At 71.5% G+C, this 24,584-nt stretch carries 21 protein-coding genes; 11 read left to right on the top strand and 10 right to left on the bottom strand.

All coding sequences use genetic code 11. From position 1 onward, the window contains the following. Nucleotides 1-56: 56 nt before the first annotated feature. Nucleotides 57-1,067, bottom strand: coding sequence for a hypothetical protein (locus G401_RS0105155; RefSeq protein ID WP_027341655.1), 1,011 nt, complete (start codon nt 1,065-1,067; stop codon nt 57-59). 93 nt (nt 1,068-1,160) lie between these two features. Here G401_RS0105155 and G401_RS0105150 point away from each other — a divergent pair, with 93 nt between their 5' ends. After that, nucleotides 1,161-1,787, top strand: coding sequence for a TetR/AcrR family transcriptional regulator (locus tag G401_RS0105150; RefSeq protein ID WP_027341654.1), 627 nt, complete (start codon nt 1,161-1,163; stop codon nt 1,785-1,787). A 99-nt stretch (nt 1,788-1,886) separates the two neighbouring features. On the opposite strand, the gene G401_RS57535 is transcribed toward G401_RS0105150, so the two are convergent. Both G401_RS57535 and G401_RS0105140 read right to left on the bottom strand, forming a co-directional pair. After that, entirely contained in the window at nt 1,887-3,287 is a 1,401-nt protein-coding gene (locus G401_RS57535) for a chitinase (protein WP_027341653.1), read from the bottom strand. A gap of 241 nt (nt 3,288-3,528) precedes the next feature. Next, the gene (locus G401_RS0105140; RefSeq protein WP_027341652.1) at nt 3,529-5,343 is read right to left on the bottom strand and encodes an alkaline phosphatase D family protein; all 1,815 of its coding nucleotides are present in this window, start codon (nt 5,341-5,343) and stop codon (nt 3,529-3,531) included. 131 nt (nt 5,344-5,474) lie between these two features. On the opposite strand from G401_RS0105140, the gene G401_RS0105135 reads away from it, so the two are divergent. From G401_RS0105135 to purE, 4 genes are all read left to right on the top strand, one after another. Beyond that, nucleotides 5,475-7,481: a thioredoxin domain-containing protein gene (locus G401_RS0105135; RefSeq protein WP_027341651.1), complete on the top strand. Its 2,007-nt coding sequence runs from the start codon at nt 5,475-5,477 to the stop codon at nt 7,479-7,481. A 46-nt stretch (nt 7,482-7,527) separates the two neighbouring features. Beyond that, on the top strand, nt 7,528-9,438 hold the full coding sequence (locus tag G401_RS0105130; protein WP_027341650.1) for a hypothetical protein: 1,911 nt from the start codon (nt 7,528-7,530) through the stop codon (nt 9,436-9,438). 67 nt (nt 9,439-9,505) lie between these two features. Beyond that, nucleotides 9,506-10,687, top strand: a complete 1,182-nt coding sequence (locus G401_RS43610) for a 5-(carboxyamino)imidazole ribonucleotide synthase (RefSeq protein WP_034590845.1) — start codon at nt 9,506-9,508, stop codon at nt 10,685-10,687. Further along, nucleotides 10,684-11,169: a 5-(carboxyamino)imidazole ribonucleotide mutase gene (gene purE / locus G401_RS0105120; RefSeq protein WP_034590844.1), complete on the top strand. Its 486-nt coding sequence runs from the start codon at nt 10,684-10,686 to the stop codon at nt 11,167-11,169. The genes G401_RS43610 and purE overlap by 4 nt, the downstream gene beginning before the upstream one ends. Here the strand turns inward: purE and G401_RS0105115 are convergent. Continuing rightward, entirely contained in the window at nt 11,166-11,621 is a 456-nt protein-coding gene (locus G401_RS0105115) for an acyl-CoA thioesterase (RefSeq protein WP_084556905.1), read from the bottom strand. The two genes, purE and G401_RS0105115, sit on opposite strands and share 4 nt — an antisense overlap. A gap of 122 nt (nt 11,622-11,743) precedes the next feature. On the opposite strand from G401_RS0105115, the gene G401_RS43605 reads away from it, so the two are divergent. Then, nucleotides 11,744-12,343, top strand: coding sequence for a hypothetical protein (locus G401_RS43605; protein WP_157545356.1), 600 nt, complete (start codon nt 11,744-11,746; stop codon nt 12,341-12,343). A gap of 29 nt (nt 12,344-12,372) precedes the next feature. Here G401_RS43605 and G401_RS43600 read toward each other — a convergent pair whose 3' ends face one another. Further along, nucleotides 12,373-12,897: a hypothetical protein gene (locus tag G401_RS43600; protein ID WP_051366174.1), complete on the bottom strand. Its 525-nt coding sequence runs from the start codon at nt 12,895-12,897 to the stop codon at nt 12,373-12,375. A gap of 40 nt (nt 12,898-12,937) precedes the next feature. Next, nucleotides 12,938-13,990, bottom strand: a complete 1,053-nt coding sequence (locus G401_RS43595) for an ABC-2 transporter permease (protein WP_157545354.1) — start codon at nt 13,988-13,990, stop codon at nt 12,938-12,940. A 91-nt stretch (nt 13,991-14,081) separates the two neighbouring features. On the opposite strand from G401_RS43595, the gene G401_RS0105095 reads away from it, so the two are divergent. The 5 genes from G401_RS0105095 to fxsT all read left to right on the top strand — a co-directional run bounded on the left by G401_RS0105095 (nt 14,082) and on the right by fxsT (nt 20,858). Next, nucleotides 14,082-14,819 (top strand): SDR family NAD(P)-dependent oxidoreductase, encoded by a 738-nt coding sequence (locus tag G401_RS0105095; RefSeq protein ID WP_027341648.1) that lies wholly within the window; start codon nt 14,082-14,084, stop codon nt 14,817-14,819. Between the two features lie 136 nt (nt 14,820-14,955). Further along, nucleotides 14,956-15,972 carry a calcium/proton exchanger gene (gene cax, locus G401_RS0105090; protein WP_245601621.1) on the top strand — a complete coding sequence of 339 codons (1,017 nt, stop codon included), beginning with the start codon at nt 14,956-14,958 and terminating at the stop codon, nt 15,970-15,972. A gap of 287 nt (nt 15,973-16,259) precedes the next feature. Next, nucleotides 16,260-16,679: a DUF4396 domain-containing protein gene (locus G401_RS0105080; RefSeq protein ID WP_027341646.1), complete on the top strand. Its 420-nt coding sequence runs from the start codon at nt 16,260-16,262 to the stop codon at nt 16,677-16,679. Between the two features lie 56 nt (nt 16,680-16,735). After that, nucleotides 16,736-17,359 (top strand): TetR/AcrR family transcriptional regulator, encoded by a 624-nt coding sequence (locus tag G401_RS0105075; RefSeq protein ID WP_211240685.1) that lies wholly within the window; start codon nt 16,736-16,738, stop codon nt 17,357-17,359. Between the two features lie 247 nt (nt 17,360-17,606). Then, nucleotides 17,607-20,858, top strand: coding sequence for an FxSxx-COOH system tetratricopeptide repeat protein (gene fxsT / locus G401_RS0105070; protein ID WP_027341644.1), 3,252 nt, complete (start codon nt 17,607-17,609; stop codon nt 20,856-20,858). Nucleotides 20,859-20,932: 74 nt separating this feature from the next. On the opposite strand, the gene G401_RS43590 is transcribed toward fxsT, so the two are convergent. The 4 genes from G401_RS43590 to G401_RS43585 all read right to left on the bottom strand — a co-directional run. Beyond that, the gene (locus G401_RS43590) at nt 20,933-22,234 is read right to left on the bottom strand and encodes an HEXXH motif domain-containing protein (RefSeq protein WP_034590842.1); all 1,302 of its coding nucleotides are present in this window, start codon (nt 22,232-22,234) and stop codon (nt 20,933-20,935) included. Beyond that, on the bottom strand, nt 22,231-23,526 hold the full coding sequence (locus G401_RS0105060) for an FxsB family cyclophane-forming radical SAM/SPASM peptide maturase (RefSeq protein ID WP_245601620.1): 1,296 nt from the start codon (nt 23,524-23,526) through the stop codon (nt 22,231-22,233). Before G401_RS0105060 ends, G401_RS43590 begins: the two co-directional genes overlap by 4 nt. Further along, nucleotides 23,523-23,645: a hypothetical protein gene (locus G401_RS58250; RefSeq protein ID WP_281174139.1), complete on the bottom strand. Its 123-nt coding sequence runs from the start codon at nt 23,643-23,645 to the stop codon at nt 23,523-23,525. The genes G401_RS0105060 and G401_RS58250 overlap by 4 nt, the downstream gene beginning before the upstream one ends. 273 nt (nt 23,646-23,918) lie before the next feature. Continuing rightward, nucleotides 23,919-24,584: tetratricopeptide repeat protein (locus tag G401_RS43585; RefSeq protein WP_034590841.1), on the bottom strand; the 666-nt coding region annotated here is incomplete at its 5' end.

Genomic DNA, 24,584 nt, shown 5'->3' with positions numbered 1-24,584 from the left:
ATCTTGGGCCAAGATTACGTGCGAAAACCTGATCCAATCGGGATCTTGGGGGTGGGTCAGCGGGTGAGCCGGCGGGTACGCAGGCCGCCCAGCAGGCAGAGGACGACGCCGAGGGCGAGCCAGCCCGCGAGCACCGCGATGGGCTGGGCGACGGCGTGGCCGTGGAAGAAGGCGACCGAGCGCAGCAGCGTGACCGCCGCACCCGGGGGCAGGAATCGGCCGACCTCCCCGGACCAGCCCGGCAGCATCTCCGGCGCGCTCGTGGCGCCCGACAGCGGATTGCCGAGCAGGAAGATCGCCAGGCCGCCGAGCGCGAAACCGGCCGTACCGAGCAGCGATTCGAGTCCCAGCACGGTCAGCGAGGTCGCGGCCAGGGACAACGCCATCACGCCCGCGTTGGCGGCATAGTTCCCGCTGATCGACCCCAGCCAGAACTGGAGGATCGCCGCCATCGCCAACCCGCCGGCCACCGCGTACGCGACGGCTCCGGCGACCCGGCGGCCGGTTCCGCGTACGCGGACGGTGAACAGGACGGCCGCGATCATGCCGCCGAGGACGAGCGGGAGCGCCCCGGCGGCCAGCCCGGCACCGCGGGGGTCGCCGGACGGGAGCGGGACGAGGTCGCGTACGCCGACGGTGGACTGGGCCGGTTGGGCGAGTCCCGCGGCGACCCCCTGCAGCGCCTGAGCCACCACCGGCCCGGCCGCCGACGCGACGATGACCTGAGGCCGCCCGGAGCTCAGATCGATCGCCCCGTACGCCTCCCGGTGCAGTACCGAGCTCTCGGCGGCGGCCGTGTCCGCGACGGCCGTCACCGTGAAGGCGCCGGGCTGATGCTGGTCAAGGGCGGCCGTGACCTGGGCGACCGCGGCCGGCGGCCCGGCAACCACGATCGGTACGCCGTGCACCGACGAGCGGGCCGCCGGCCAGGCGAACGCGGTCAGCAACGCGGAAATGATCACGGTGAGCAGCGCCGCGGTAGCGGCAACCCGTGACCAGGGAGAGTTCGGTTCGGCCCGGTCGGGCAGGGCCGTCGTGGCCGTGCCGGTCGCCGTGTCCGCGGTCATCGCGGCCTCCTAAAGAAGAACGGTCATTCGTTTTTCAGCCTAGGAAGCGTGCCCAGGCTCGTCAAGAACGAACGTTCGCTTTATTGTGGTGACATGCCTCGCGTCACCGACGAGTACCTGGTCCAGCGCCGGGCCGAGATCCTCCGCGCGGCCGCCCGCTGTTTCGCCCGGGACGGCTTCCACGCGACCTCGATGGCCGCGATCATCGCCGAGGCAGGACTGTCGGCGGGCGCCGTCTACCGGTACTTCCGCAGCAAGGACGAGATCATCGTCGCCGCCGCGGAGTGGTGGTTGGCTGCGGTCGACGAATGGCTCGGCGACCTGCTCGCCGACGGCGCCGCCCCGTCGCCGGAGGAGGCCGTCGCGCAGATGGCCGGCGGCATCATGAACCGGACGATCATCGACTCGGCCGGCGGCGTCGACCTCACCCGGATCGCGCTGCAGGTCTGGTCCGAGGCGCTGCGCCAGCCCGCACTCGCGGCTCAGGTCGACGTCGCGTACCGGCGGCTGCGGGGGCACTGCGCGGAGGTCGCCCGGCGCTGGCAGGCGGCGGGGAACCTGTCGCCGGAGGCGGTCCCGGAGCAGGTGGGCGCGGCCATGTTCGGGCTGCTGCAAGGGTTCATCGTCCAGCGCCTGCTCGTCTCGGACACGACTCCGGAGGGCTACCTGGCCGGGGTGCACGATCTCCTCGCCGGAAGCGGCCGCCGGTCGGAAGCCTGAGCGCGATCGGCCCGCCTCAGCCCGTTCGATCCTCGCGGGAACACGGTGAACGCGGCCGGGCTGATCCGCCCGGCCGCGTTCCTCTTCACCTACTGATCGTCAGGACAGCGTCCAGCTCTGGTTGGCCGAGCCCCCGCAGGTCCAGATCTGCAGTCGCGTACCGTCGGCGGAGCTGGGTCCGGTGGCGTCCAGGCACTTGCCGGAGCCCGTGTTCACCAGGCTGTTGTTGGCGCCCACGGTCCACGCCTGCGCCGCGGTGCCGTTGCAGTCGTACAGCTGCACCTTGGTGCCGTTGGCGGTGCCGGCCGCGGTCACGTCCATGCACTTGCCGAGCGCCTGGAACGTGTTGCCGGTGTGGGTCCAGTTCTGGGCGGTCGTGCCGTTGCAGGTCCACAGCTGGATCGCGGTCCCGTTGGCGGAGCTGGCCCCCGAGACGTCGACGCACTTGCCGCCGTAGCCGTGGATCGGCGTACCGCCGCCACCGCCTCCGCCGCCCCCGCCGGTGGTACCGCCGGTGATGGCCTTGAACGTGTTCGTGAACTGGTAGGTGCTCTGCGAAGTGCCGCTGGAGCCCTGGTTGTCCCGGCCGAGCGACCAGAACGACAGCTGCTGGATGCCGTTGGACGCGGCGAAACTCTCCAGTGTGGACGCGTTGCCGGTGGTGAACACCTCGCTGGTGGTGTCGTTGACACCGATCATCGGGGTGTTGCCCTCCATCGCCCACAGCTGCGCGGACGTCTTCGTGGTCCAGATCGAGCCGAGCTGGCTGTGCAGGGCATTCGCCGCGTTGATGGCGGCCTGGCCCATGTCGGTCGCGTACCCGTAGTCCATCGTCATGATGTTGACGAGATTGACGTTCAGGTTGTGGCTCTTCGCGTTGTTGAGCAGGCTCAGCGAGTCACTGAGCAGGCCGGACGGCAGCACCGGCAGGGTGTAGTCGACGGCCAGTGTCTTGCCGGCGGCGGCGTACTGCGACTGCAGGTTCGCCAGCGCCTGGTTGCGGCGGTCGTTGGCGGCCGTGTTGTCGAGGGGCGCGCCTTCGATGTCGAAGTCGACCCGGTTCAGGTTGAGCTGGTCGATCACGCTCTTGTACGCGGCCTGCAGCGAAGCCACCGACGTACAGGCGACGCCGAGTTCGGTGCCGGACGCGCCGCCGAACGACGCGATGACGTCACCGCCCGCGGCGCGGATCGTGTTGATCGCGCTGGTCCAACCGGCGTCGTTGATCGGCGTGTCCCCGTTGAGCAGCGGGGTGCAGGAGCCGTTGCTGATCACGAATGCGAGCGTGTAGTACTTGTTCCCCGTCGCGTTCATGGCGTTGACCATCGTGCTGGGGGAGAGCCACATCTCGACGTACGGTGCGGCGTAATGGGCGGGGAAGCCGGGGCCGGGGTTCGCCGCCGCGGAGGCCGGCGCGGCGGTGCCGACGAGCCAGCCGGCGGTGGCGAGACCGACGGCGGCGGCCGCGGCGAGGAGGCGTTTCGGGGGTGACCAAGACATTGCTGTCCTCCGATACGGGCGGATGGGACTGCGGGGGTGCGGGGTCCTTCCGGGGCGGCGGAAGGATTGTAAAGAAAGTTTCCTAACTTTCTTTGAGTCAAGAATTTAGCCTTATCACTAACTCTCGTCAAGCGCTCCGAGGGATCGAGATTCCCCGCTGCGCCCGAGCGGCCGTCGGCGGCGAAAACGAACGGTGGCCCCGGCACATCGCGTGCCAGGGCCACCACCGTCCGAGCGATGCTCAGTGCCGGCCGTGCTCCCGCGCCGGGTGGTCCGACCGGGGGCCGATCGGCGTATCGGCCGCGCTGACCCGCCGGCTGCCGGCGATCGTCTGGAAGCCGCGGGCGTAGACCGGGCGCACGCCGGCAGCCACCCGCGGGTCCGGCAGGCTGTCCGTCGGCGTCGGCGTCAGAAAGAAATCCGCCTGTACGCGCTCCGGAGTGACGTCGATCAACGCGTACCCGTGGCCGACGCCGTCGAGGTAGCGAACCCACGGATTCGTGGCGGCGACGGCGCCCGTCACCCTGGCCGTGGCGGCGAGAGCGACGGCTGTCGGCGTACCGGCGGGCAGCGACGCCCGGACGAGTTCGAAGAAGCCGTCGCTGGTGACGGACGGGCAGACGAACTCGACACCGGCCGGCTCGTATCCACCCGGGCCCCGATCGGCGGGCAGGTCGGCCGCCCAGGACGAATGGATGTCACCGGTCAGCACGACGACGTCGCCGCTGCGCGCGGGCCGGGACGCGAAATGCCCGAGCAGGGCGTTCTGGTCGGCCTGGTAGCCGTCCCACTGATCGGAGTTCAGCAGCGTCAGGTTCCCCGGTACGCCGAGCGCCGCGCCCGGCCAGCGTACGGGGGTCATCATCACCTGATTGCCGACGAGGTGCCACTGCCGATGGTGGTCGGACACGTTGTCCTGCAGCCAGGCGAGCTGCTCCGGCTCCGGCAGGTGACGGCTGGGGTCGGCGAGCGCGGCGTCGACCGCCGGAACACCGACCGGGATGAACCCGCCGCCGCTGGTGGTGAAGCCGGGCACGTCGATCTGCCGGCTGCGGTTCTGACGGGTCTCGAGGACCGACAGATCGCCCAGCGGGCCGAAGGTGAACCGCTTGAAGAACCGGGTGCCCTGGTGCGGCACGGTGTGCTGGTCGGGCAGCCGGAACGGCATCCACTCCAGATACGCCTGGTACGCGGCGCGCCGGCGGGCGTCGAACTCGCCCTCGGTGCCCGGCGTGTGGTTCTCTGCGCCGGTCGCCCAGGCGTTGTTGGCGACCTCGTGATCGTCGAAGATCGTGATCCACGGGTGCCGCCGGTGCGCGTGGGCGAGATCCGCGTCGGCCTTGTGCAGCGCGTGCCGCAGCCGGTATCCGGCGAGGTCGATCGTCTCCGTCGGCGGCTCGGCGTCACGGGTGCCGATGAGGGCGGCCGGGCCGTAGCGGTCGGCGCCGTTGCCGTACTCGTAGATGTAATCGCCGACGTGCAGCACGAAGTCCAGGTCGTCACGGTCGCCGAGAGCCGCGTACGCGCCGAAGTAGCCGCCGGTGTAGTTGCTGCACGACACCAGCCCGAACCGCAGCGCGTGTACGCGATGCGCCTCGTCCGGCGACGTCTGCGTACGCCCGACCGGGCTGGTCTCGCCCTCGGCCCGGAACCGGTAGTAATACCGGGTGTAGGGGTGCAGCCCGCCGACATCGATCTTGACGGTGTGATCGGAAGCCGCGCTCGTACGCACGCGGCCGCGCCGCACGACGGCCTGGAACGCGCGGTCGCGGGCCAGTTCCCACTCGACCTCGACGGGTTTGCCGAGCCCGCTGCCGGGTACGGCGACCGGATCGCCGGGGCGGCGCCGGGGTGGCGTGGCCCGCGTCCAGATCACGATGGAGTCGGCGGTGGGGTCGCCGCTGGCCACCCCGTATCCGAAAATGCCCCGGCTGGCGGGTGCGGCCGCGGCCGCGGCGTCGAAGGCCCGCAGCGTGGTGGCTCCCACGACGGCGGCTGCGGTGAGCGCGGCACCCTGGAGAACGGTGCGCCGCGAATGCACGGTTGGCTCGGTCACGGCAAGCACGCTCGACGACGAAGATGAACAGTGCCCGGCCCCAGGCCGACGACGACGAGTCCGCCGACCATCCGGCGGGCGGCGAACCGGTCGGCCGTCGTGGCGGGTCCGGTGTGTGGAAAGGTGGAGGTATGAACCGGCTTGGCAGCGCGACCTCGCCCTATCTCCTGCAGCACGCCACGAACCCGGTCGACTGGTGGCCCTGGGGAGACGAAGCCCTCGCCGAGGCGAAGCGCCGCGACGTGCCGCTGCTGATCTCCGTCGGCTACGCCGCCTGCCATTGGTGCCATGTCATGGCGCACGAATCCTTCGAGGACGACGTCATCGCCGCGAAGCTCAACAACGCCTTCCTCCCCGTGAAGGTCGATCGCGAGGAGCATCCCGACGTCGACGCCGTCTACATGGCCGCGACGCAGGCGATGACCGGGCAGGGCGGCTGGCCGATGACCGTCTTCGCGACCCCGGAGGGCGAGCCGTTCCTGTGCGGGACGTACTTCCCGCCGCAGCAGTTCGGCAAGCTGCTGGACGCGGTCGGCACCGCGTGGGCCGAGCAGCGGGAGGCGATTGTCAGCCAGGGTGCGGCCGTCGTCGAGGCGATCGCGCCGCCGGCCCCGGCCGGGCGGGCTCCGGTGACGAAGGAGCAGTTGGACGCGGCGGCCGATCGGCTGGTGGGCCTGCACGACGAGGAGTTCGGCGGGTTCGGCGCCGGCGGCCCGAAGTTCCCGCCGCATCTCGCGATGCTGTTCATGCTGAGGAACTACCAGCGTACGGGGGATGGCGCGGTCCTCGAGGCGGTACGCCACACGGCCGAGCGGATGGCCCGTGGCGGACTGTACGACCAGGTCGACGGCGGCTTCCACCGGTACACCGTGGATGGTCAGTGGGTCGTGCCGCACTTCGAGAAGATGTTGTACGACAACGCTTTGCTGTTGCGGGTCTACACCCAGCTGTGGCGGCTGACCGGCGACGCGCTGGCCGGCCGGATCGCGGGGGAGACGTACGCGTACCTGGTCAACGACATGATGACGGGCGAGGGCGGGTTCGCGTCGGCGTACGACGCCGACAGCGAAGGGGTCGAGGGGCTCACCTACGTGTGGACGCCCTCGCAGCTGATCACCACCCTGGGCGACGAGGACGCGGCGTTCGCGGCGGACCTGTTCGGGGTGACCGAGGACGGCAACTTCGAGGAGCGGCAGACCGTCCTCACGCTGGCCCGGGACATCGACGATGCGGCGCCCGAGGTCAAGGCCCGCTGGCTGAGCGTACGCAGGAGGCTGTCCCTGGCCCGCGCGGACCGGCCGCAGCCGGGGCTGGACGACAAGGTGGTGACGGCGTGGAACGCGCTGGCGATCACCGCGATGTGCGAGTACGTGCAGCTCGAAGGGGCGCTCGGCGGGCCGCACGGGTTGACCGGGCCCGACGTCGTCGCGCCGGTACGCGCCGCGCACCTGCTCGATCTCGTGCACTTCGTCGACGGGCGGCTGCGCCGGGTGTCGCGGGACGGCCGGGTGGGCGAGCCGCGCGGGGTGCTGGAGGACTACGGCTGCTTGGCGGAGGCGTACCTGGCGGTGCATCAGCTGACCGGCGATCCGGAGTGGATGGCGAAGGCGAAGGTGCTGCTCGACACCGCGACCGAGCTGTTCACCGAGGACGGGCGGGTGTTCGACACCGCTTCCGACGCGCAGCGGCTGGTCACCCGGCCGGCGGACCCGACCGACAACGCCACGCCGAGCGGGCTGTCCGCGTACGCGCAGGCGATGGTCGCGTACGCGGCGTTGAGCGGGGAGCCCGGGTACCGCGAACGGGCCGAGGCCGTGCTGGCGACCGTCGGTGCCGTGATCGAACAGCACCCGCGGTTCGCCGGGTACGCCGCGTCGGCCGCCGAGGCGCTGGCCGGTGGGCCGGTCGAGGTGGCCATCGCGACCGACGATCCCGGTGACGAGCTGGTGGCGACCGCGATCCGGCGGCTGCCGCCCGGTGCCGTGATCGTCGTCGGCGAGCCGGACAAGCCGGGCGTGCCGTTGCTGGCCCAGCGGCCGATGATCGACGGGCGCCCGACGGCGTACGTGTGCCGGGGGTTCGTCTGCGAGCGACCGGTGACGGATCCTGTCGAGTTGTCGACAATGCTCACCGCATAGGGTCATTTGCCCGGCCATTCGGACATGGGCCGATAGCATCGGGCGCATGGCCGGCCTCGCCGCAACGCTCCACTGTCCGCAGCCCACCGCCGACGCCCTCGCAGATGCCCTCGCCCCACGCGGCGCCGATGTCGCCCGTCAGCGGGTCGGCGCGGTCACCCTCGTGGTCCGCGCGGCGCTCCCCATGATTCACGAAGTTGATGGTGTCCGAGCGGTCGTCGACGGGTTCGCCGAGCTCGGAGCACTGCTCTCGGCGTACCGGGAAAAGGGTCTGCCGGGCTTGCTGGGCGGCGCGGAACCCTACGCGGTGATCGTGCACGACGGGCGCGGGCTGCTGCTGGCCTGCAACGGCGACGGGCCGTCGCTCTACTTCGCGCGGACGGCGCGCGGCACGATGGTGGCCTCCGAGCCGGAGGCGCTGCTCATGGCGGGGGTGCCGGCCGATCCGGACCCGGCGGTGGTGGCGGCCTTCATCGCCACCGGCGAGTGCGACGAGACCGACGCGACCTTCTTCGCCGCCATCCGCCGGGTCCGCCCGGGTCAGGTGATCCGGCTCGGCGGTGGCGAGATCGAGGAGATGCAGGCGCGGCCGCCCGCGCGTCGCCCGGTCTCCGCGCGCGTCGCGCTCCGCCGGTCCGTTCCAGGCCGAGCGGGAGTACGCGCGGCCTCGGACCCGGACGCCGCTGACCTGGTGGACGCCGTACTGGGCCTCGCGGACCTGCCGGTCTACGCCGATCCCGTGCCGGTCGGCCTGGACCTCGACACGTTCCTGGCGGACGTGGGGGAGCCGATGCCGAGCCTGGACGACTATCGCTTATGGATGGTCGCGCGCGGGTGCGCCGGTGAGATCGACGCGCTGATCGACGGCGCGCCACCGGCCGCGCACCTCGCCCGCCTGGCCGACCGTATCGGCAGCCGCTACGGAGTGGAGCTGCGGTTCCCCCGGATCCTCGCCCCGGACGAGCCCTGGCCCGGCTCCGGTACGCGTACCCGGCCGGTTGTGGACGTGTTGCGCCGCAACGCGACCGAGGCGGCGGCCACGCTGCTGCACGATCAGCCGGCCGGGCACGCCACGCCCGCGATCGCCGAACTGGCCGCGTTCCACGCCGGTCGCGAGGGCCTGGCCGACGTTCTCTACCGCCGGCTGGTGCTGGGCCGCTGGCTGCGCCGGTACGCCGCCGCCCCGGTCCCGCCGCCCGTACCCGTCGCGCGCGTCGAGATCGACGGGACGGACTGGCGGCGGGTGCCGTTGCGTACCGATGTGCTGCGCCCCGGCGACCCGTTGGCGGAGAAGCTCGCGTGGTACGTCGCCGAGGCGGTGGCCAGCCCGGTCGCCTGGTACGTGCTCGTCGCCGCCAAGGCCGTCGCGGTCGCCCAGGGCGGCGTACGCGGGGTGTGGGAGATCCGGCCGCGGGCCCTGGCCCGGCTGTCGGCCCGATTGCGGGCCGCCGAAGGCGGGATCGGCCGGGACGCCTGGGCCGAGCAGGCGCTGATCGACCACGGTGGAGCGGTGCGGACGCTCGCCGTCGCCCTCTGTGAACGCCTCGGCCTGCACGGTCCGGCCCTGCGGCTGACCACCCCCGCGATGCGCGCGGTACGCCCGCCCCGCCGCGAGGCGACCGCGCCGGCCGACGTCAGCGTGGTGACCGGTCCCCGGCGCGGTGACGAGGCGGCCGCCGAGCTGTTCGCGACCCTGGCCAAGGTGCTCACCGGCGACCAGTTCGCCCGGCTGGCCGGCTGCGCGGTCGTCGGCGCCGACGGGGAGGGCGTACGCCTCGTCGGCTTCGCCGGACCCGGGGACCCGGCGGCCGCGGTGGCGCTCGCGAAGGGCAACCCGTTCGGCCAGGACGACCGGCGTACGCCGGTGGTGCTCGGGCTGGCCGAACCGGCCCGCACGGCCGCGATCCGGCCCCGCGCCGGCGGCCGCAAGCGCACGGCCCGGGCGGGGCGGCGGTGAGGGCTGCGTCTCCCCGGGCGGTGTCCCCGCAGCGTGCGGCCGACCGGCCTCGGTAGGCTTGCGCGCGATGGACACCAGGACCGGACTGCCCACGGTCGGCATGGTCGGCGGCGGCCAGCTCGCCCGCATGACCCACCAGGCCGCGATCGCCCTCGGCCAGTCGCTGCGCGTACTCGCCACCTCGCCCGACGACGGTGCCGCCCTGGTCGCGGCCGACGTCCGGCTCGGCTCCCACCTCGACCTCGACGCCCTGCGCTCGTTCGCCGAGGGCTGCGACGTGGTCACCTTCGACCACGAACACGTGCCCGGCGACTTCATCCGCACGCTCGCCGCCGAAGGGGTCACGCTGTACCCGTCGGCCGACGCGCTGCACTTCGCGCAGAACAAGCGGGCGATGCGCGTACGCCTGGGGGAGCTCGGCGCGCCGATGCCCCGCTGGACGCCGGTCGACTCGCCCGAGGACCTGAAGGCGTTCGGCGACGAGGTCGGCTGGCCGGTCATCGGCAAGGCGGTCACCGGCGGCTACGACGGCAAGGGCGTCTGGGTGCTGCACTCGCCGGAGGACGCCCGGGCGCTGCTCGACGGCGGCGTCGACCTCATGGCCGAGGAGAAGGTCGACCTCGACCGCGAACTCGCCGTGCAGGTCGCCCGGTCGCCGTTCGGACAGGTCGCCGCGTACCCGGTGGTGGAGACCGTCCAGCAGGACGGCATCTGTGTCGAGGTGCTCGCGCCCGCGCCCGATCTGCCGGAGCAGCAGGCGGCGGAGATCCAGGAACTGGGCATCCGGATCGCCACCGAGCTCGGCGTGGTGGGCATGCTCGCCGTCGAGCTGTTCGTCGACAAGCAGGGCCGCGTCAGCGTCAACGAGCTGGCGATGCGCCCGCACAACAGCGGCCACTGGACCATCGAGGGCGCCCGGACGAGCCAGTTCGAGCAGCACGTACGCGCGGTCCTCGACTACCCGATGGGCGACACGTCGATGTCCGCCCCGGTCGTCGTGATGGCCAACGTCCTCGGCGGCCCCGACGGCGGCATGGCGATCGACGAGCGGGTGCACCACCTGTTCGCCGCCGAACCGGGCGTCAAGGTGCACCTCTACGGCAAGCAGACCCGGCCCGGCCGCAAGATCGGGCATGTCACCGCGCTGGGCGTGGACCTCGGCGACACCCGCCGGCGGGCGGCCCGGGCGGCGCACTGGCTCACCTACGGCAGCGAACCGAGCGCGGAATCCGGGGAGGGGACGGCATGACCGTCGGCGTGATCATGGGCAGCGACTCCGACTGGCCGACCATGAAGGCCGCCGCCGAGGCGCTCGCCGAGTTCGGCGTGGACTACGAGGTCAGCGTGGTCTCGGCCCACCGTACGCCGGTCGCGATGATCGAGTACGGGCAGCAGGCGGCCGGCCGCGGCCTCAAGGTGATCATCGCGGGCGCGGGGGGCGCGGCGGCCCTGCCGGGCATGGTCGCGTCGGTGACGCCGCTGCCGGTGATCGGCGTACCGGTGCCGTTGAAGTACCTGGACGGCATGGACTCGCTGATGTCGATCGTGCAGATGCCGGCCGGCATCCCGGTCGCCACGGTGGCCATCGGCAACGCCCGCAACGCCGGCCTGCTCGCGGTACGCATCCTCGCCGCGTCCGACCCCGAACTGCAGGCGAAGCTCGTCGCGTACGCCGGGAATCTGATCGACGTCGTGGCCGAGAAGAACGCGGCGCTGCAGGCGAGCCTCTAGCTACGGGGTTCGCGGCGGTGGGCCGCGATGGCCCGGCGCCGGGCGAGCCGGTGCTCGCGCCGGATGAGCGCCTCGGCGAAGCGGCGCTCATCGGTGGCGTTCTCCAGGGTGACCGGGGGGACCTCGCGCGGCTTGCCGTTCTCGTCGATCCCGACGAACGCGAGGTACGCCGTGGCGACCCGCTCAGGCGTGCGGCCGCCCTCGTTCCAGCGCTCGGCGAGGACCGTCACACCGATCTCCAGCGACGTCGTGCCGACCCAGTTGACCTGGGACTTCGCGTGCACCAGGTCGCCGACCCGGACGGGGACGATCAGCTCGATCTCGTCGATCGCGACGGTGACGGCGTTGAACCCGCAGTGCCGGGCGGCCACCGCGCCGGCCGCGTCGTCGACGAACTTCATGATGACGCCGCCGTGGACCGTGCCGTAGAGATTGACGTCCAGCGCGGTCATGATCCGGCTCAACGTGATCCGCGAGTACGCGGTCGGCCTGGGCGTCGTGTCGTTCACGATGTCAGATTACGGCCATCCGCCGATGGGTTGCGCTGCGGCGGGAACTCTATAAGGTCCCTCACATGCGTCATTTATGGAGCCTGCTGGCTGGAGTGGTGATCGCTCCGGTGGCCTGGGCGCTCATCGCGTACGGCGCGGCGGTCACCGCCGATGTGCAGAAGTCGGGGCCGGTCACGGCCTACGACTCGAAGCTGCTCGTCGCGGCCGCCGTGTTCGTGGGCGCGGGCCTGCTCGCCGGCCTCATCGGCAGCCTGCGCGTCTCACCCCTCGGTCCGCTCGTCGCGGGCGTCGTCTATGTCGCGAGCGCGGCGGTTCTCGTCTTCGTGCCGAAGACCGCCGACGACATCTTCAACCGGCAGTCGGACGTGGCCGGGCACACGGTCAACCTGCTGCCCCCGCTGGCGAACGGGATCATCCCGGTGGTCGGCGCGATGCTGCTGGTGAGCATCGTGAGCGCGGGCCGGTGGCGCCGGTGGCCGAAGGACGAGGAGCCGCTCGGCGCGGCCGTGGCGCCGGTGTCCCCGGAGCCCTACCGGCCGGCGGACGGTCCCACCGAGGAGGTCACGGCGACCACGCCGGCCGCCTCCGCGTGGCCGTCGGACTCGACGGCGTCCGAGAGCAAGGACGACACTTCGCCCTGGGGTCCGCCGCCGGCGCGGTGAGCCCGCACATCCCTTGTAGCACAACGGTTTCACACCGCCGCGAGCTCCGGTAGCTCGCGGCGGTCGTACAACCCGCTCAGTTTCATCGCCCGCACGACCCGCGGGTCCAGCAGCAGCGCCAGCCCCTCGCTCCCGCCCGCGTACAGGGTGAACACGCGTAACGGCGTACCGGCGGCGGCGAGCAGGTCGTTGACGATCGCGAGCGGCCGGACGGTCGCCGCGCGCCCCTGCTCCCCGGCCGTCCGGATCCGGCAGAACCGGCCGTTCACGTCGATCACGTAGTCGTGCTCGTCGCGGCGCAACCGGCGTACGCGCAACGCCAGCCCGTGTTCGGCGAGCGCGGGAGTCATCGCGTCGAGCAGCTTCTCCACACCGCCCTCGGTGAGCGCCTCCCCGTCGGCCGGGAAGGTCACGTCGTCGAAGACCGGCAGGTTCAAGGGATAGTCGCCGGACAGGACGGCCGCGAACTGCCGCTCGCGTTCCTCGGGGTCGGCCGAGCGCCAGACTCCCGCCTCCGCGAGGGCGAGGGCCAGACGCCCGCGTCTGCCAGCCATGCTCCGAGTCTGGCCAACCGGGCGGCTCCCTGTCGAGGGGTCAATCCGTACCGAATTCGTCAATAGCGTCCGCGACCTTCGGCCGCCGCGCCGCGAACAGCAGCGTGCCGGCGGTGCCGACGAGCGCGTACCCGGCCAGGACCAGGAGCGGGAAGCCGATCTTCGCGTTTCCGAAGTAGACGATCCCGCGGAACGCCGACATGCCCGCGCCCGGCGGCAGCCACGGCCCGATCGCCCGCCAGAATCCGGGCAGCAGCGGACTCGGGTACGCCCCGCCCGCGCTCGGATTGCCGAGGATGACGAACAGCAGCACGGCCAGGCCGATGCCGAGGATGCTGGAGACGACCTGCAACGCCATGGTAGTCGCGCCGACCCCGAAGACGAGCAGCGCGCCCATGGCCGCGAGCGGGACGTAGTGGTGCGGCATTCCGCCGACGATCCAGTAGCTGACGGCGGTCCCGGCGATCCCCGAGACGACCGAGTAGATCGCGAGCGCGGCCAGGCGTACGCCGGCCCGCTTGCTGTTGGCCGGGCGCGATCCGACGCTGATGCTGAGCGCCGAGGCGACCAGGTAGCCGCCGACGGTCCAGCCGACGATCAGGTAGAAGCCGGACAGGCCGCGGGGGTCCCCGTTCGGCAGCGGCTTGATGTCGGTCACCACCAGCGGCCGACCGGTCTGCTTGTTGACCTGCGTGAAGATGTCCGCCAGGGCGAGGGACAGCGTCGAGCCGTTGGCGCCCGCCACGAGCAGGGTGTCCGACTGCGCCCCGTTCAGGTACGCCCCGTACGCGTTCCGGTCCTCGATCGCCTGCCGGGCGGCCGCGTCGGTCGCGTACACCTCGGCTTTGACGGGATCGCCGGGCAGGGCGTTGAGCTGGGTCGCGGTCTGGGCGCTGGTGACCGCGACGGCGATCTCGTGCGGCTTCGGCTCGTGGAAGGCGGCCAGGTAGCTCGCGATGAACCCGAGCTGCAGAAGCAGTACGCCGATCACGAGCCCGGCCGAGCGGGTGGAGACGCCGTTGTCGGCCAGCCACCGGGTCCACCGCCAGCGCTGCCAGGGTCGCTGGGTCACCGTCTCGTGTCGCCCCGTCATGATCTGAGGGTAATGAGGCGGAGAGGCCCGTGTGTCCGGTTCAGGGGATCCACCGGATGCCGCTCGCTGCGGCGTGTTCGATGATGAGCCCATGACTGCTACGTATCCGGACCTGCGCGACCGGACGGTCGTGATCACCGGTGGCTCCCGCGGTATCGGCGCCGGGGTCGCCAGGGCGTTCGCCGATCAGGGCGCCCGCGTCTGCGTGGTCGGCCGGGACCGGGAGGCCCTCGACAAGGTCGCCGCCGAGACGGGCGGTACGCCCTACGTCGCCGACGTGACCGACTTCGCCGCGATCTCCGCGATCGCCGATCAGGCCGGTCCGGTCGACGTCCTGTGCGCCTTCGCCGGGGGGCAGGGCCGGCCCGAGCCAGCCGCCGCGATGAGCCCGGAACGCTGGCGCGAGATCATCGACGCCGACCTGACCTCGGCCTTCCTGACCATCCGCGCCTTCCTGCCGGCCATGATCGACCGCGGCCGGGGCTCGATCATCGCGATGTCCTCGACCTCGGGGCGGCAGCCGAGCAAGGCGAACGTCGCGTACGGGGCGGCCAACGCGGGGCTCGTCATGCTGGTCCGGCACCTCGCGACGGAGATCGGCCCGGCCGGCGTACGCGTGAACTGCATCGCACCGTCGTCCATCCTCACCGAGCGGGTGGCGGCGATGATGCCGCCGCAGGTCCAGGAACAGGTCGCGCAGGGCCATCCCCTCCAACGCCTCGGTACGCCGGCCGACGTCGCCTCGGCCGCGTTGTTCCTGGCCTCCGACTCGGCGTCCTGGCTGACGGGCGTCACGATCGACCTGTCGGGCGGCCGCGTCACGGGGTGAGGTCCCGTAAGGCTTTCCCGGCGCGCGGGAGTTGATCTGTTCTGCCATCATGGCGGCCATGTCCGCCACCCCCTCCGCAGTCGTGCGTCCTTCCCTTTTCATCCGTTCCGATCTGGTGATCCTCATAGGATCTGGGGTGGCGATAGGCTTCGCGGCCCTGTGCCACTACGCCGGCCTGCCCGTGGTGGTCGCGTTCGTCGCCGCCGCGCTGGCGGTCGCGCTCCTCGCCTCGCTCGTCGGCCGATCCGTGGAGCAACTGGGCGACCGGCTGGGCGCCGGCGCGACGGGCGTGCTGCAGAGCGCGCTGGGCAACCTGCCGGAGCTGTTCATCGGCTTCTTCGCCCTGAAAGCGGGGCTCATCGGGGTCGTGCAGGCCTCGATCATCGGCTCGATCCTGTCCAACGCCCTGCTGGTGCTGGGGGCGGCCTTCCTCGTCGGCGGGTTGAAGCACGGGTCGCAGAAGTTCGACTCGGCGCAGATCCGCTCGACGGTCGTCCTGCTGTTCCTGGCGACCTCGGCCATGGTCCTGCCGGCGCTCGCCGACCTCCTGCACGCGCCGGTGGCCCAGCATGAGCGGGCACTGTCCATCGTGATCTCCATCGTGCTGCTGGGGATCTTCGCGCTGTCGCTGCCCGCCTCGCTGCGCCGGCGCAAGGGGGCCGAGCCCGCCGACACCGCCGGGCACGAGCCGCCGCGGTGGCCGCTGTGGCTCGCGGTCACGCTGCTGGCTGCCGCGAGCGTGGGGGCGGCCTTCGTCTCGGACTGGTTCGTCGCCGCCCTTACCCCGGCCATGGATCAGCTCGGCATCTCGCAGGCGTTCGCGGGCCTCGTCATCGTGGCCATCGCGGGCAACGCCATCGAGAACGTCGTCGGCATCCAGCTCGCCGCCCGCAACCAGATGAACTACGCGGTCAGCGTCATCATCAACAGCCCGCTGCAGATCGCGCTGGTCATGGCGCCGGCCCTGGTCCTGCTCAGCCTCCTCACCGCGACCACGCTCACGCTGGTCTTCGCCCCGCTGCTGGTGGCGGCGGTGCTGCTGACGGTGGTCATCCTCGCGCTCGCGATGTTCGACGGGGAGAGCAACTGGCTCGAAGGGGCGGTCATGATCGCGCTCTACGCGGTCATCGCCACGCTCTTCTGGTGGGGGTGATTTTTCGATCAAGTTCAAGATCTTTTTTAGGATCAAGTTCATGTCCCGGGTTCGTCGATCTCACCTCCGCTCCTCGCGCGGGAGACCGTTCGGCGCTGGGGCGCCTCACTGCCAGGTGAGTGGGGCGACGCATCCTTCGCCGTCGTTCGCCGCCGGCGCGCGGGTGGGTGGATCTTGATAGTCATACCCCCTGGGGGTATCTTTGCTGTATGGATCACGAGCACATGCAGCACGGGCATATGGATCATCAGGGGCATCAGGGGCAAGGTGCCGGAGGTCTGTGGCGGATGGCGGCTCAGGCCACGTTGCACTGCCTGACCGGGTGTGCGATCGGTGAAGTGCTGGGGATGGTGCTGGGGACCGCTTTCGGGTGGCACAACGCCACGACCGTGGTGGTCTCGATCATCCTCGCGTTCGTCTTCGGCTACGCCCTGACGATGCGCGGTGTGCTGAAGGCCGGCCTCGGTTTCGCGGCCGCGGCCAAGGTGGCGCTGGCCGCCGACACGGTGTCGATCGCGGTCATGGAGCTGATCGACAACACGGTGATGGTGGGGGTTCCCGGCGCGATGGACGCCGGCCTCGGCGACCTGCTCTTCTGGGGGTCGCTGGCGTTCTCGCTGGCGCTCGCGTTCGTCGTGACCTGGCCGGTCAACCGGTGGATGATCGGGCGGGGCAGGGGTCACGCCGTGGTGCACCAGTATCACTGATCCCGGCCGGGCCCCCTACTGGACCGGAATGATTCGTTCCGCTTATGCTTCCGAGTATGACGGCACTCTCCGGGCGGCGCGTACAGGCCGCGCGCAATGACGGCGTGATCCTGACGGCCGCCCGGGAGGTGTTCCTGGCGGACCCGAAGGCGCCGATCGCGGCCGTGGCCGAGCGGGCCGGCGTCGGCATCAGCGCCCTCTACCGGCGGTACGCGAACAAGGAAGACCTGCTGCGCCGGCTGTGCCACGACGGGCTGCGCCGGTTCAACGAGATAGCGGAGGCAGCCGCGGCCGAGCCGGACGGGTGGGCGGCGTTCACCGGGTTCCTGGCCGACGTCGTGGACGCCGACGTGCACTCGCTGACGGTCCATCTCGCGGGGACGTTCACCCCGACGGAGGACATGGCCGCGGACGCGCGCCGGTCGGGCGTACTCGTGGCGGGCATCGTCGAGCGGGCGCGGCACAGCGGACGGCTGCGGCCCGGCGCCGACGTCAACGACATCGGGTTCGTGCTGGAGGCGTGCGCGGCGATCCGCGTACCGGATGCCGACCGGACCCGGGTGCTGCGCCGGCGCTACCTCGCGGTGATCGTCGACGGCCTCGCCGCCCCCGCCGGTACGCTTCCCGGCCCGCCGCCGGCCGAAGCCGAGGCGAACTGGCGGTGGCGTCGCCCGCGCTAGGTACGCCGTCCGGACCGCTGTGTCGGCGATCCGATATACGACAATCCGATATAGACGGCCGGGCGTTCCACTTCGGGATGTCGGGCCTGCTGTTGATCTCCGTTCGCTGGCATGATGGGAGCCACTGTCGAAGCGGGCGAAGATGATTCACGCGCTTTGATGTTTCGGGGGTGCCGAACGGTCGGATACCATCGGTGACCAGACGGCTTCGATAAGCAGCATCGATATGCATGGGGAATGAGTGCCCGTGTCGGAAACGATTCTCGGCTCCAGCCGGCTCGACAGTCTGCTCGAAGCGCTCCTGCGGCTCGACAGCCTGCGCGACTCCGACGTGCGCGACCAGTGCATGGAGGAGTTGGAGGCGAGCCTGCGCCGGCCGCTGGACGCCACCCGGTTCGCCGATGCCCGGCGCGATCTCAACGCCATCGTGCGGGCCTGCGCGTTCTTCAGCGGTGGCCTGCCCGCGCTGGCGCAGATCGTGCGGACGCACTCGCCGGGCGAGGATCTGTCGGCCGTCAGCGCCCTCGCCGAGGACAGCGGCGACGCGCTGCTGTCCACACAGGACCGGGAGGCGCTCGCCGCGCACCTGGCCGCGATTCCGCTGCCGCTGGTCGCCGACGCCGTGAACAACCTCGTCGACGCCGACGACCTGCGCTCGCTGCGCGCCTGGCTCGACCTGTCCGAGGCGATCCGGATGCTCGAGGCGCTGCCGCTGCCGGACGACGGCGTACCCCAGCTGCTGACCTTCATCGACCGGCTGGCCCACATGGTCGGCGGGACGAAGGGCGCAGACCTGCGGCGCTGGACCGACCTGGTGGCCGGCGGCCTGGGCGTCAGCCAGTCCGACCTGTCCGCGTTGCGGACCGTCAGCGAGCGCGGCGCCGGCCGCCCGCCGGTGGCGCCCACGCAGCGCGAGGAGCGGCCCGTGCCGCCGACGGTCGCGGCCCGGCCGAGCCGCGACGACTTCCCGCCGATCCGCGGCGGCGTACCGCTGCGGAACCGGAACTTCACCGGCCGCGCGGTGCTGCTCGACCGGCTGAGCGACGCGCTGCGCATCGGCTCCAAGGCGTCCGTGCTCCCGCAGACCCTGCACGGCCTCGGCGGTGTCGGCAAGACGCAGCTCGTCATCGAGTACGTGTACCGGCACCTCGACGAATACAACATCGTGTGGTGGATCGCGGCGGAGCAGACCTCGACGGTCCTGTCCTCGCTGGCGCAGCTCGCCGAGCGGCTCGACCTGCCCGTGCTGGAAGACCGGCAGCAGACCGCGCGCACGGTGCTCGACGCGCTGGCCACGGGAGACCGGTCGTGGCTGCTCATCTACGACAACGCCGACGACCCGGCCGACCTGGACCAGCTGCTGCCGTCCACGGGCGGCCACGTGATCATCACGACCCGGAACCTCGACTGGTCCACCGTCGGCGAGGCGATCGAGGTCAACGTCTTCGAGCGGGCCGAGAGCGTCGAGCTGCTGCAGCGGCGTACGCAGGGCGACGACGGCACGCCGCGCATCTCCTCGGTCGAGGCCGGCGAGCTCGCCGACAAGCTGGGCGACCTGCCGCTCGCGCTCGAGCAGGCGGCCGCCTGGTACCTGGCCACCGCGATGCCCATCAAGGAGTACATCGCGCTGCTCGACAACCACATCCGCGACCTGCTCTCCGAGGGCAAGCCGGCGAGCTATCCGCTGACCGTCGCCGCGTTCGTCACGGTCGCCGTGCAGACGCTGCGGGAGAGCGCGCTGGCCACGGCCCAGCTGTTCGAGCTGCTGTCCTATCTCGGCGGCGAGCCGGTCTCGCTGTCGCTGCTGCGGTTCGGCAAGGACGCGGACATCAGCAGCCCGCTGCGCGAGACGCTCGGCTCCTCGATCGCCATGAGCCGGATCGTGCGCGACCTCAGCCGGTACGGGCTGGCCAAGATCGACGCCGAGCGGCGCGTACAGGTCCACCGGCTCGTGCAGTTGGTGCTGCGCGACAGCCTCCCCGAGGAGCTGGCCGAGCGTACGCGGCGCAACGCGCAGAACCTACTCACCGCGGCGAACCCCGGCGACCCGGACGACCAGGACAACGTCGAGGCCCTGCAGCGCGAGATCGGCCCGCACCTCGAACCGTCGGACATGATCCACGCCCAGAACGTCGAAGGCCGCCAGGTCGTCCTCGACCACGTCCGGACCCTGTTCGTCACCGGCGACTACGAGAACAGCCGCCGGCTCGCCCGGCTGGCGTGGGAGGCCTGGCGCGTCGACACGTCGAGCCCCCGACTGGGTCCGCACGGCGAGATGACGCAGATCATGCGCGGTCACCTGGCCAACGCGATGCGTACGCTCGGCCAGGCGACCCAGGCCGCCGAGCACACCGCCGAGGCGTACCGGGAGCTCAGCGAGAACCCGGCGATCGGACCCACCCACGAGGTCACGCTGATCCTGGCCAACCAGATCGGCGCCGACCTGCGTATCCAGGGCCGGTACAAGGAGGCGCTCGAGTTCGACACCAACCTGGTCGCCCAGCACCGGTCGGTGTTCCCCGAAGGGTCGCACTACACCCTGCGCGCCCAGTCCAACCTCGCCGTCGACCACCGCATGGTGGGCCGCTTCCCGGACGCGGTCCGGCTCGACGAGGAGGTCCGCCAGCACTGGCTGGACATCAGCCGCGACGACGGCCGGGCGCTCGCCGCCACGATCAACGTCGCGCGCAGCTACTACGGCATGGGCGCCTACGAGGCCGGTCTGGAGATCGTCGTCGACACCCGGCCCAAGCTGGAGCGCCTGTTCGGTGCCTCGCACAGCCAGGTCATCCTGGCCGAGCGGACGCACGCCACCCTGCTGCGCAAGGTCGGCCAGCTCGAAGAGGCCGTCGAGATGATGCAGATCAACCAGAGCCGGGTCACGGCCCGGTTCGGGCTGGCGCACGAGTTCTCGGTCGCCGCCACGGTCAGCCTCGCCAACGCCCTGCGCCAGGTGAACGACCTGGACGAGGCCGAACGGCAGATCGGCGACGCCCTGACGCGGTACGAGGCGGACTTCGGCCCGCGCAACCCGCTGACCCTCGTCGCGCTGGTGAACCAGGGGATCATCCTGCGGGCGGTCGGCGACATGGACCGGGCCGCCGAGGTCGACGAGCGCTGCTACACCGAACTGGCCGACGTCCTCGGCGCCGACCACCCGTACACGATCTGTGCCGGCGCCTCGCTGGCCACGGACTACTCGCGCCTGGGCCGGCACGCCGAGGCGGTCGCCCTGTCGGAGCAGATGCTGGAACTCACCCGCGAGGTGGCCGGCGGCCGGCACGAGGCCCGCGGCAACTCCGAGCACCCGTACCTGCTGATGCGGGCGATCAACCTCTCGCACGACCTGCGGGCGATCGGCGAGGAGGCGCGGGCGGACGTACTCTTCGACGAGTCGCTGTCCGGCCTGCGCGACGCGCTCTCCGACGGTCATCCCGAGGTCGTGGCGGCGGCGGAGGGCAAGCGTACCGAGGGCGACATCGAGGCGCCGCCGACGTAAGGCGTACCGACGTGAAAGAAGCCCCCGTCCGGTCTCCGGATCGGGGGCTTCTTTCGGGATTGGGTCAGGAATCGTCAGGCGGTGGCGAGCTGCCGGTCGAGCCAGCGCTGCCGGTTCTCCGCCAACGAGGCTTCGGCCGCCTGGGCGGTCTGCGCCGGGATCGGCACCGCGAGCAGCCCGTCGGTGACCCGGCGCAGATGCGCCGCGAGGTTCTCCCCGGCCGGGGTGAGCGCGCCGGACTCCTCGACCGAGGTCAGTCCCAGATCGACCTGGATCCGGGCCTCGGCGAACTGCTCCTCGGCGAACTGCCCGATGCCGGGCACGTCGCGCAGCGCACACCAGGTTTCGGCGACGCCGACGAAGGCGTACACGCCCTGGAGCAGGCCGGCGAGCGGGCGCGGGTCGAGCCGCCAGGGCGCGAAGAACCGGCGCCCGTCGTTCGGGTCGCTCATCGGGACCAGATCGAGCAGCGCGCTCAGCTTCGAGTGCTGGAACTCGTGCACCAGCGTGACCGCGAAGTCCGCCACCGACGGCGGCCGGGTCAGGCCGAAGACGCCGAAAGCGTGCCGGATCGTCGCGCTGCGGGCCGCCCGCGCGTCGGTCTGTGCCAGCGGCACCAGTACGCGCAGCCCCGCGGCCAGCTCGGCGGCCCGCCCCGGGAGCCGGGAGTCGAGCATCCGCCAGGCGTCGGCGAAGTTCTCCCGCCACAGGTCCAGCTCGGCCGGGGCGAGCCGGCTCGCGGGCGGGGCGTGGTGGCCGTGCCGGTACGGGTCGAGGTCGTCGAGTTCGATGCGGGCCGGGATGCCCGCGTCGGCCGCGTTGGCCAGGATCCACACCGGAAGCCAGCCGGCGGCCGGTCGGCTCGGGTCGGCGGGGACCTCGACGACGGCGCCGCCGCCCCGGACCGTCAACCGGCTGTCCTCGACCGTCACGAGCGCTTCGTCGGCCCCCGGCAACAGGGCCACGCCGAGGCCGGGCAGGCTCGCCTCGCCGTCGCGTACCGGAATGGTGGTCTGCGCGTCGACTCCCGCGGCGGCGCAGGCGACCATGGTGAAGCCGCCGAGGTGCGCGAAGTCGGCGGGCGTGGCCTGGCCCTGACGGTGGGCGCGGACCGTGATGCCGGTCCACGCGCCGACCAGCGGCGCGGTGAAGACCTCGGCGAAGGCGGCGGGGTCCTGGCGCTGCGCCCGGTCGAGGGCGTCGACCAGGCCGTCGCGCTGGGCGGGATCCCCGGGCCAGGCCGACAGCAGCAGGCCGATGAGCTGGCGGTGCCGACTGAGCTGGGCCCGCCGCAGGTACGCGATCGCGTCCGCTCCGCCGCCGCCCGTGGCGAGCCGGTCGAAGACGTCCGAGGGCAGTTCGTGGTAGATGCTCATGCCTTCCCCCACACCGCGAGCCGGCGGACGTCGGCGTCGAGGCGTTTCCAGATGTAGTTGATCAGCTTCTGCATGTCGGCGCAGTACGCCGAGGTGTTGCGGAACCCCGTGACCGGGGCGTACCGGTGGGCGTAGTGGCCGCCACCGCAGACCCGGTGGATCGGGCAGGCGAGGCAGTCGTCGGACAGCGCCTGTACGCCGATCTGCCGCGCGATCACCCCGGGGTGCTCCAGCAGCCGGTCGAGGTCGTCGGTGAGGACGTTGAGGCCGGTGGCACAGGCGCCGGCGTACGTGGACTTGAGGGCGTCGACCTGTTCCAGGGCCCCGTCCGATTCGACGACGCAGATCGCGGCCGGGCTCAGTCCCGCCTGCTCGGAGCGGCTGGGCCCGCCGAGCAGCAGGTTGATCACGTCTTCGAAGATCCGTACGCGCATCGGCCCGCCCGCGTCGTACCAGCGATCGAAGACGGCGATGAGCCAGTCCGCGTACGCGGTCGGCGACCCGGCCGGCCGCGACGGCGGGTACGCCCAGTTGGCGTGCGGCAGCAGGAAATCGATGAGCGGCGGCGCGAACGCCAGCAGCTGCTCGTAGCAGGCGATCGGATCGCTCTCGGGCGAGACCGTGCACAGCAGCCCGCCGTAGACGGCCTGGTACTCGGGCGACCGGAGCAGGCCGAGCGCGCGCGAGACGGACGCGAAGCTGCCCTTGCCGGCCCGGGTCACCCGGTGCCGGTCGTGGTCGGCCTCGACCCCGTCGACCGAGACGCCGACGACGACACCCAGCTCCCGCAGGCGTACCAGGGCCGGGGCGGTGAGCAGGACGGCGTTCGTCTGCATGCCGAACTCCACCGCGCAGGTCGCCGGTACGCCCGCGCGTACCTCCGCGATCAGTGCGGCGATCCGGTCCAGGCCGTAGAGCAGCGGCTCGCCGCCGTGCAGGACGATCCGGATCCGGGTCAGCTCGTGCCGGCGTACGTGGGTGCCGATCGCCGCGACCGCCGCCTGGCGTACTTCGACGGGCATCGCCGCCGGGCGGTCGCGCCAGCTCTGGTCCGCCGACTCGTACACGTAGCAGTAGTCGCAGGCCAGATTGCACCGTTGATGGATCTTGAGAATGAACTCCCGCACCGGGGTGGGCCGCCAGCCCGACGCCCGGAGCGCCGCTATGTCCAACTCCGCATAGGGCCACGCCGCGGCGCGGCGGTGACCCTCGTCGACAGACCCGGCGGCCACACCGAGAGCGGGAGCCGGCACCGGGCCGCCCGCATCGATCATGACCGCCGGATCGATCATGATGCGGACGTGAACGACTGGAAGGCGGAAATGATCCCGTCAGGGTCGTCGAGGCTGTCGGCGAGCCGCTGGACGGACTTGGCCAGGACCGAGTCGGAGTTGCCGATCAGGTCGCTCATGGACATGGTGGATACGTCGACCAGAGGTGCCCACTCCGGTCTGCCCGTCGCCGGTGCGTTCAACGATGGACCTCCATATATTGTGGCCGGGATCTGGCGATCACGACACGGGAAGCGAGCACACCCCCGCTCTTGAGCGGGGGTGTGCTCACCTGTCACGTGTATGATGGCTTCCACGAAGCCGTCGCGCGACGGGTGAAACCCGTCTTGACGATTCTTGACGAATGGCCTGCGGAAAAGTACGGAATCAGCTGTCAGGCAGGCGACGCGGGCTCATGTCGCCGGCGGTTCTATATCGCATTCGATGCGTATTCCACTCGCGACAGCCGTGATCATCGGATGGTCCGTGCTCAGTGTCCGCCGCAGCCGGCCGAGCACGTGTTCCAGCAGTTCCTCGGCGCTCTCGGTGGCGCCGGCGGCGATCCGGTCGAGGACCAGGTTCGCGCCCGCCGCGAGGGTGTGCGGGTGGCTGGGACCGCGGCCCTCGGCGGCCTTGCGGAAGGCCTCCTCGGACAGCTCCAGGGCGCCCTTGCGGTCACCCGCCAGGGACAGGTCGGTGGCCCGGTTCACGGCGGTCGCGATCGTGTACGGGTGCCGCTCGCCGAGCGCGTCCCGCAGTGCTTCGTACGCGAGTGCGTCCAGTTGCCGGGCCCGCTGGCGTTCCCCCTCGGCGCGCAGGATGGCGGCCAGGTTCACCTCGGCGACCAGGGTGAGCGGATTGCGGGGTTCGAAGATGCGCTGGTAGGTGCTGGCGGCCTCCTCGGCGAGCAGGTGCGCCTGGGTGAGGTCGGAGCGGCTGCCCCGTTCGCGCAGTGTGTTCGCGTACGACATGCGGGCGGCGAGGGTGTACTCGTGATCGGCGCCGAAGGAGTCCACGCAGTCGTAGAAGTGGTCGCGCAGCGCGTCGACGGCCCGGGCGAGCTGCCCCACCCCCCGGTA

Origin of the sequence: Hamadaea tsunoensis DSM 44101 (genome assembly GCF_000428945.1) — a bacterium.
GTDB lineage: Bacteria > Actinomycetota > Actinomycetes > Mycobacteriales > Micromonosporaceae > Hamadaea > Hamadaea tsunoensis.
Note: the sequence above shows the minus strand (reverse complement) of the source record. Positions and strands in the feature narration are given on the sequence as shown.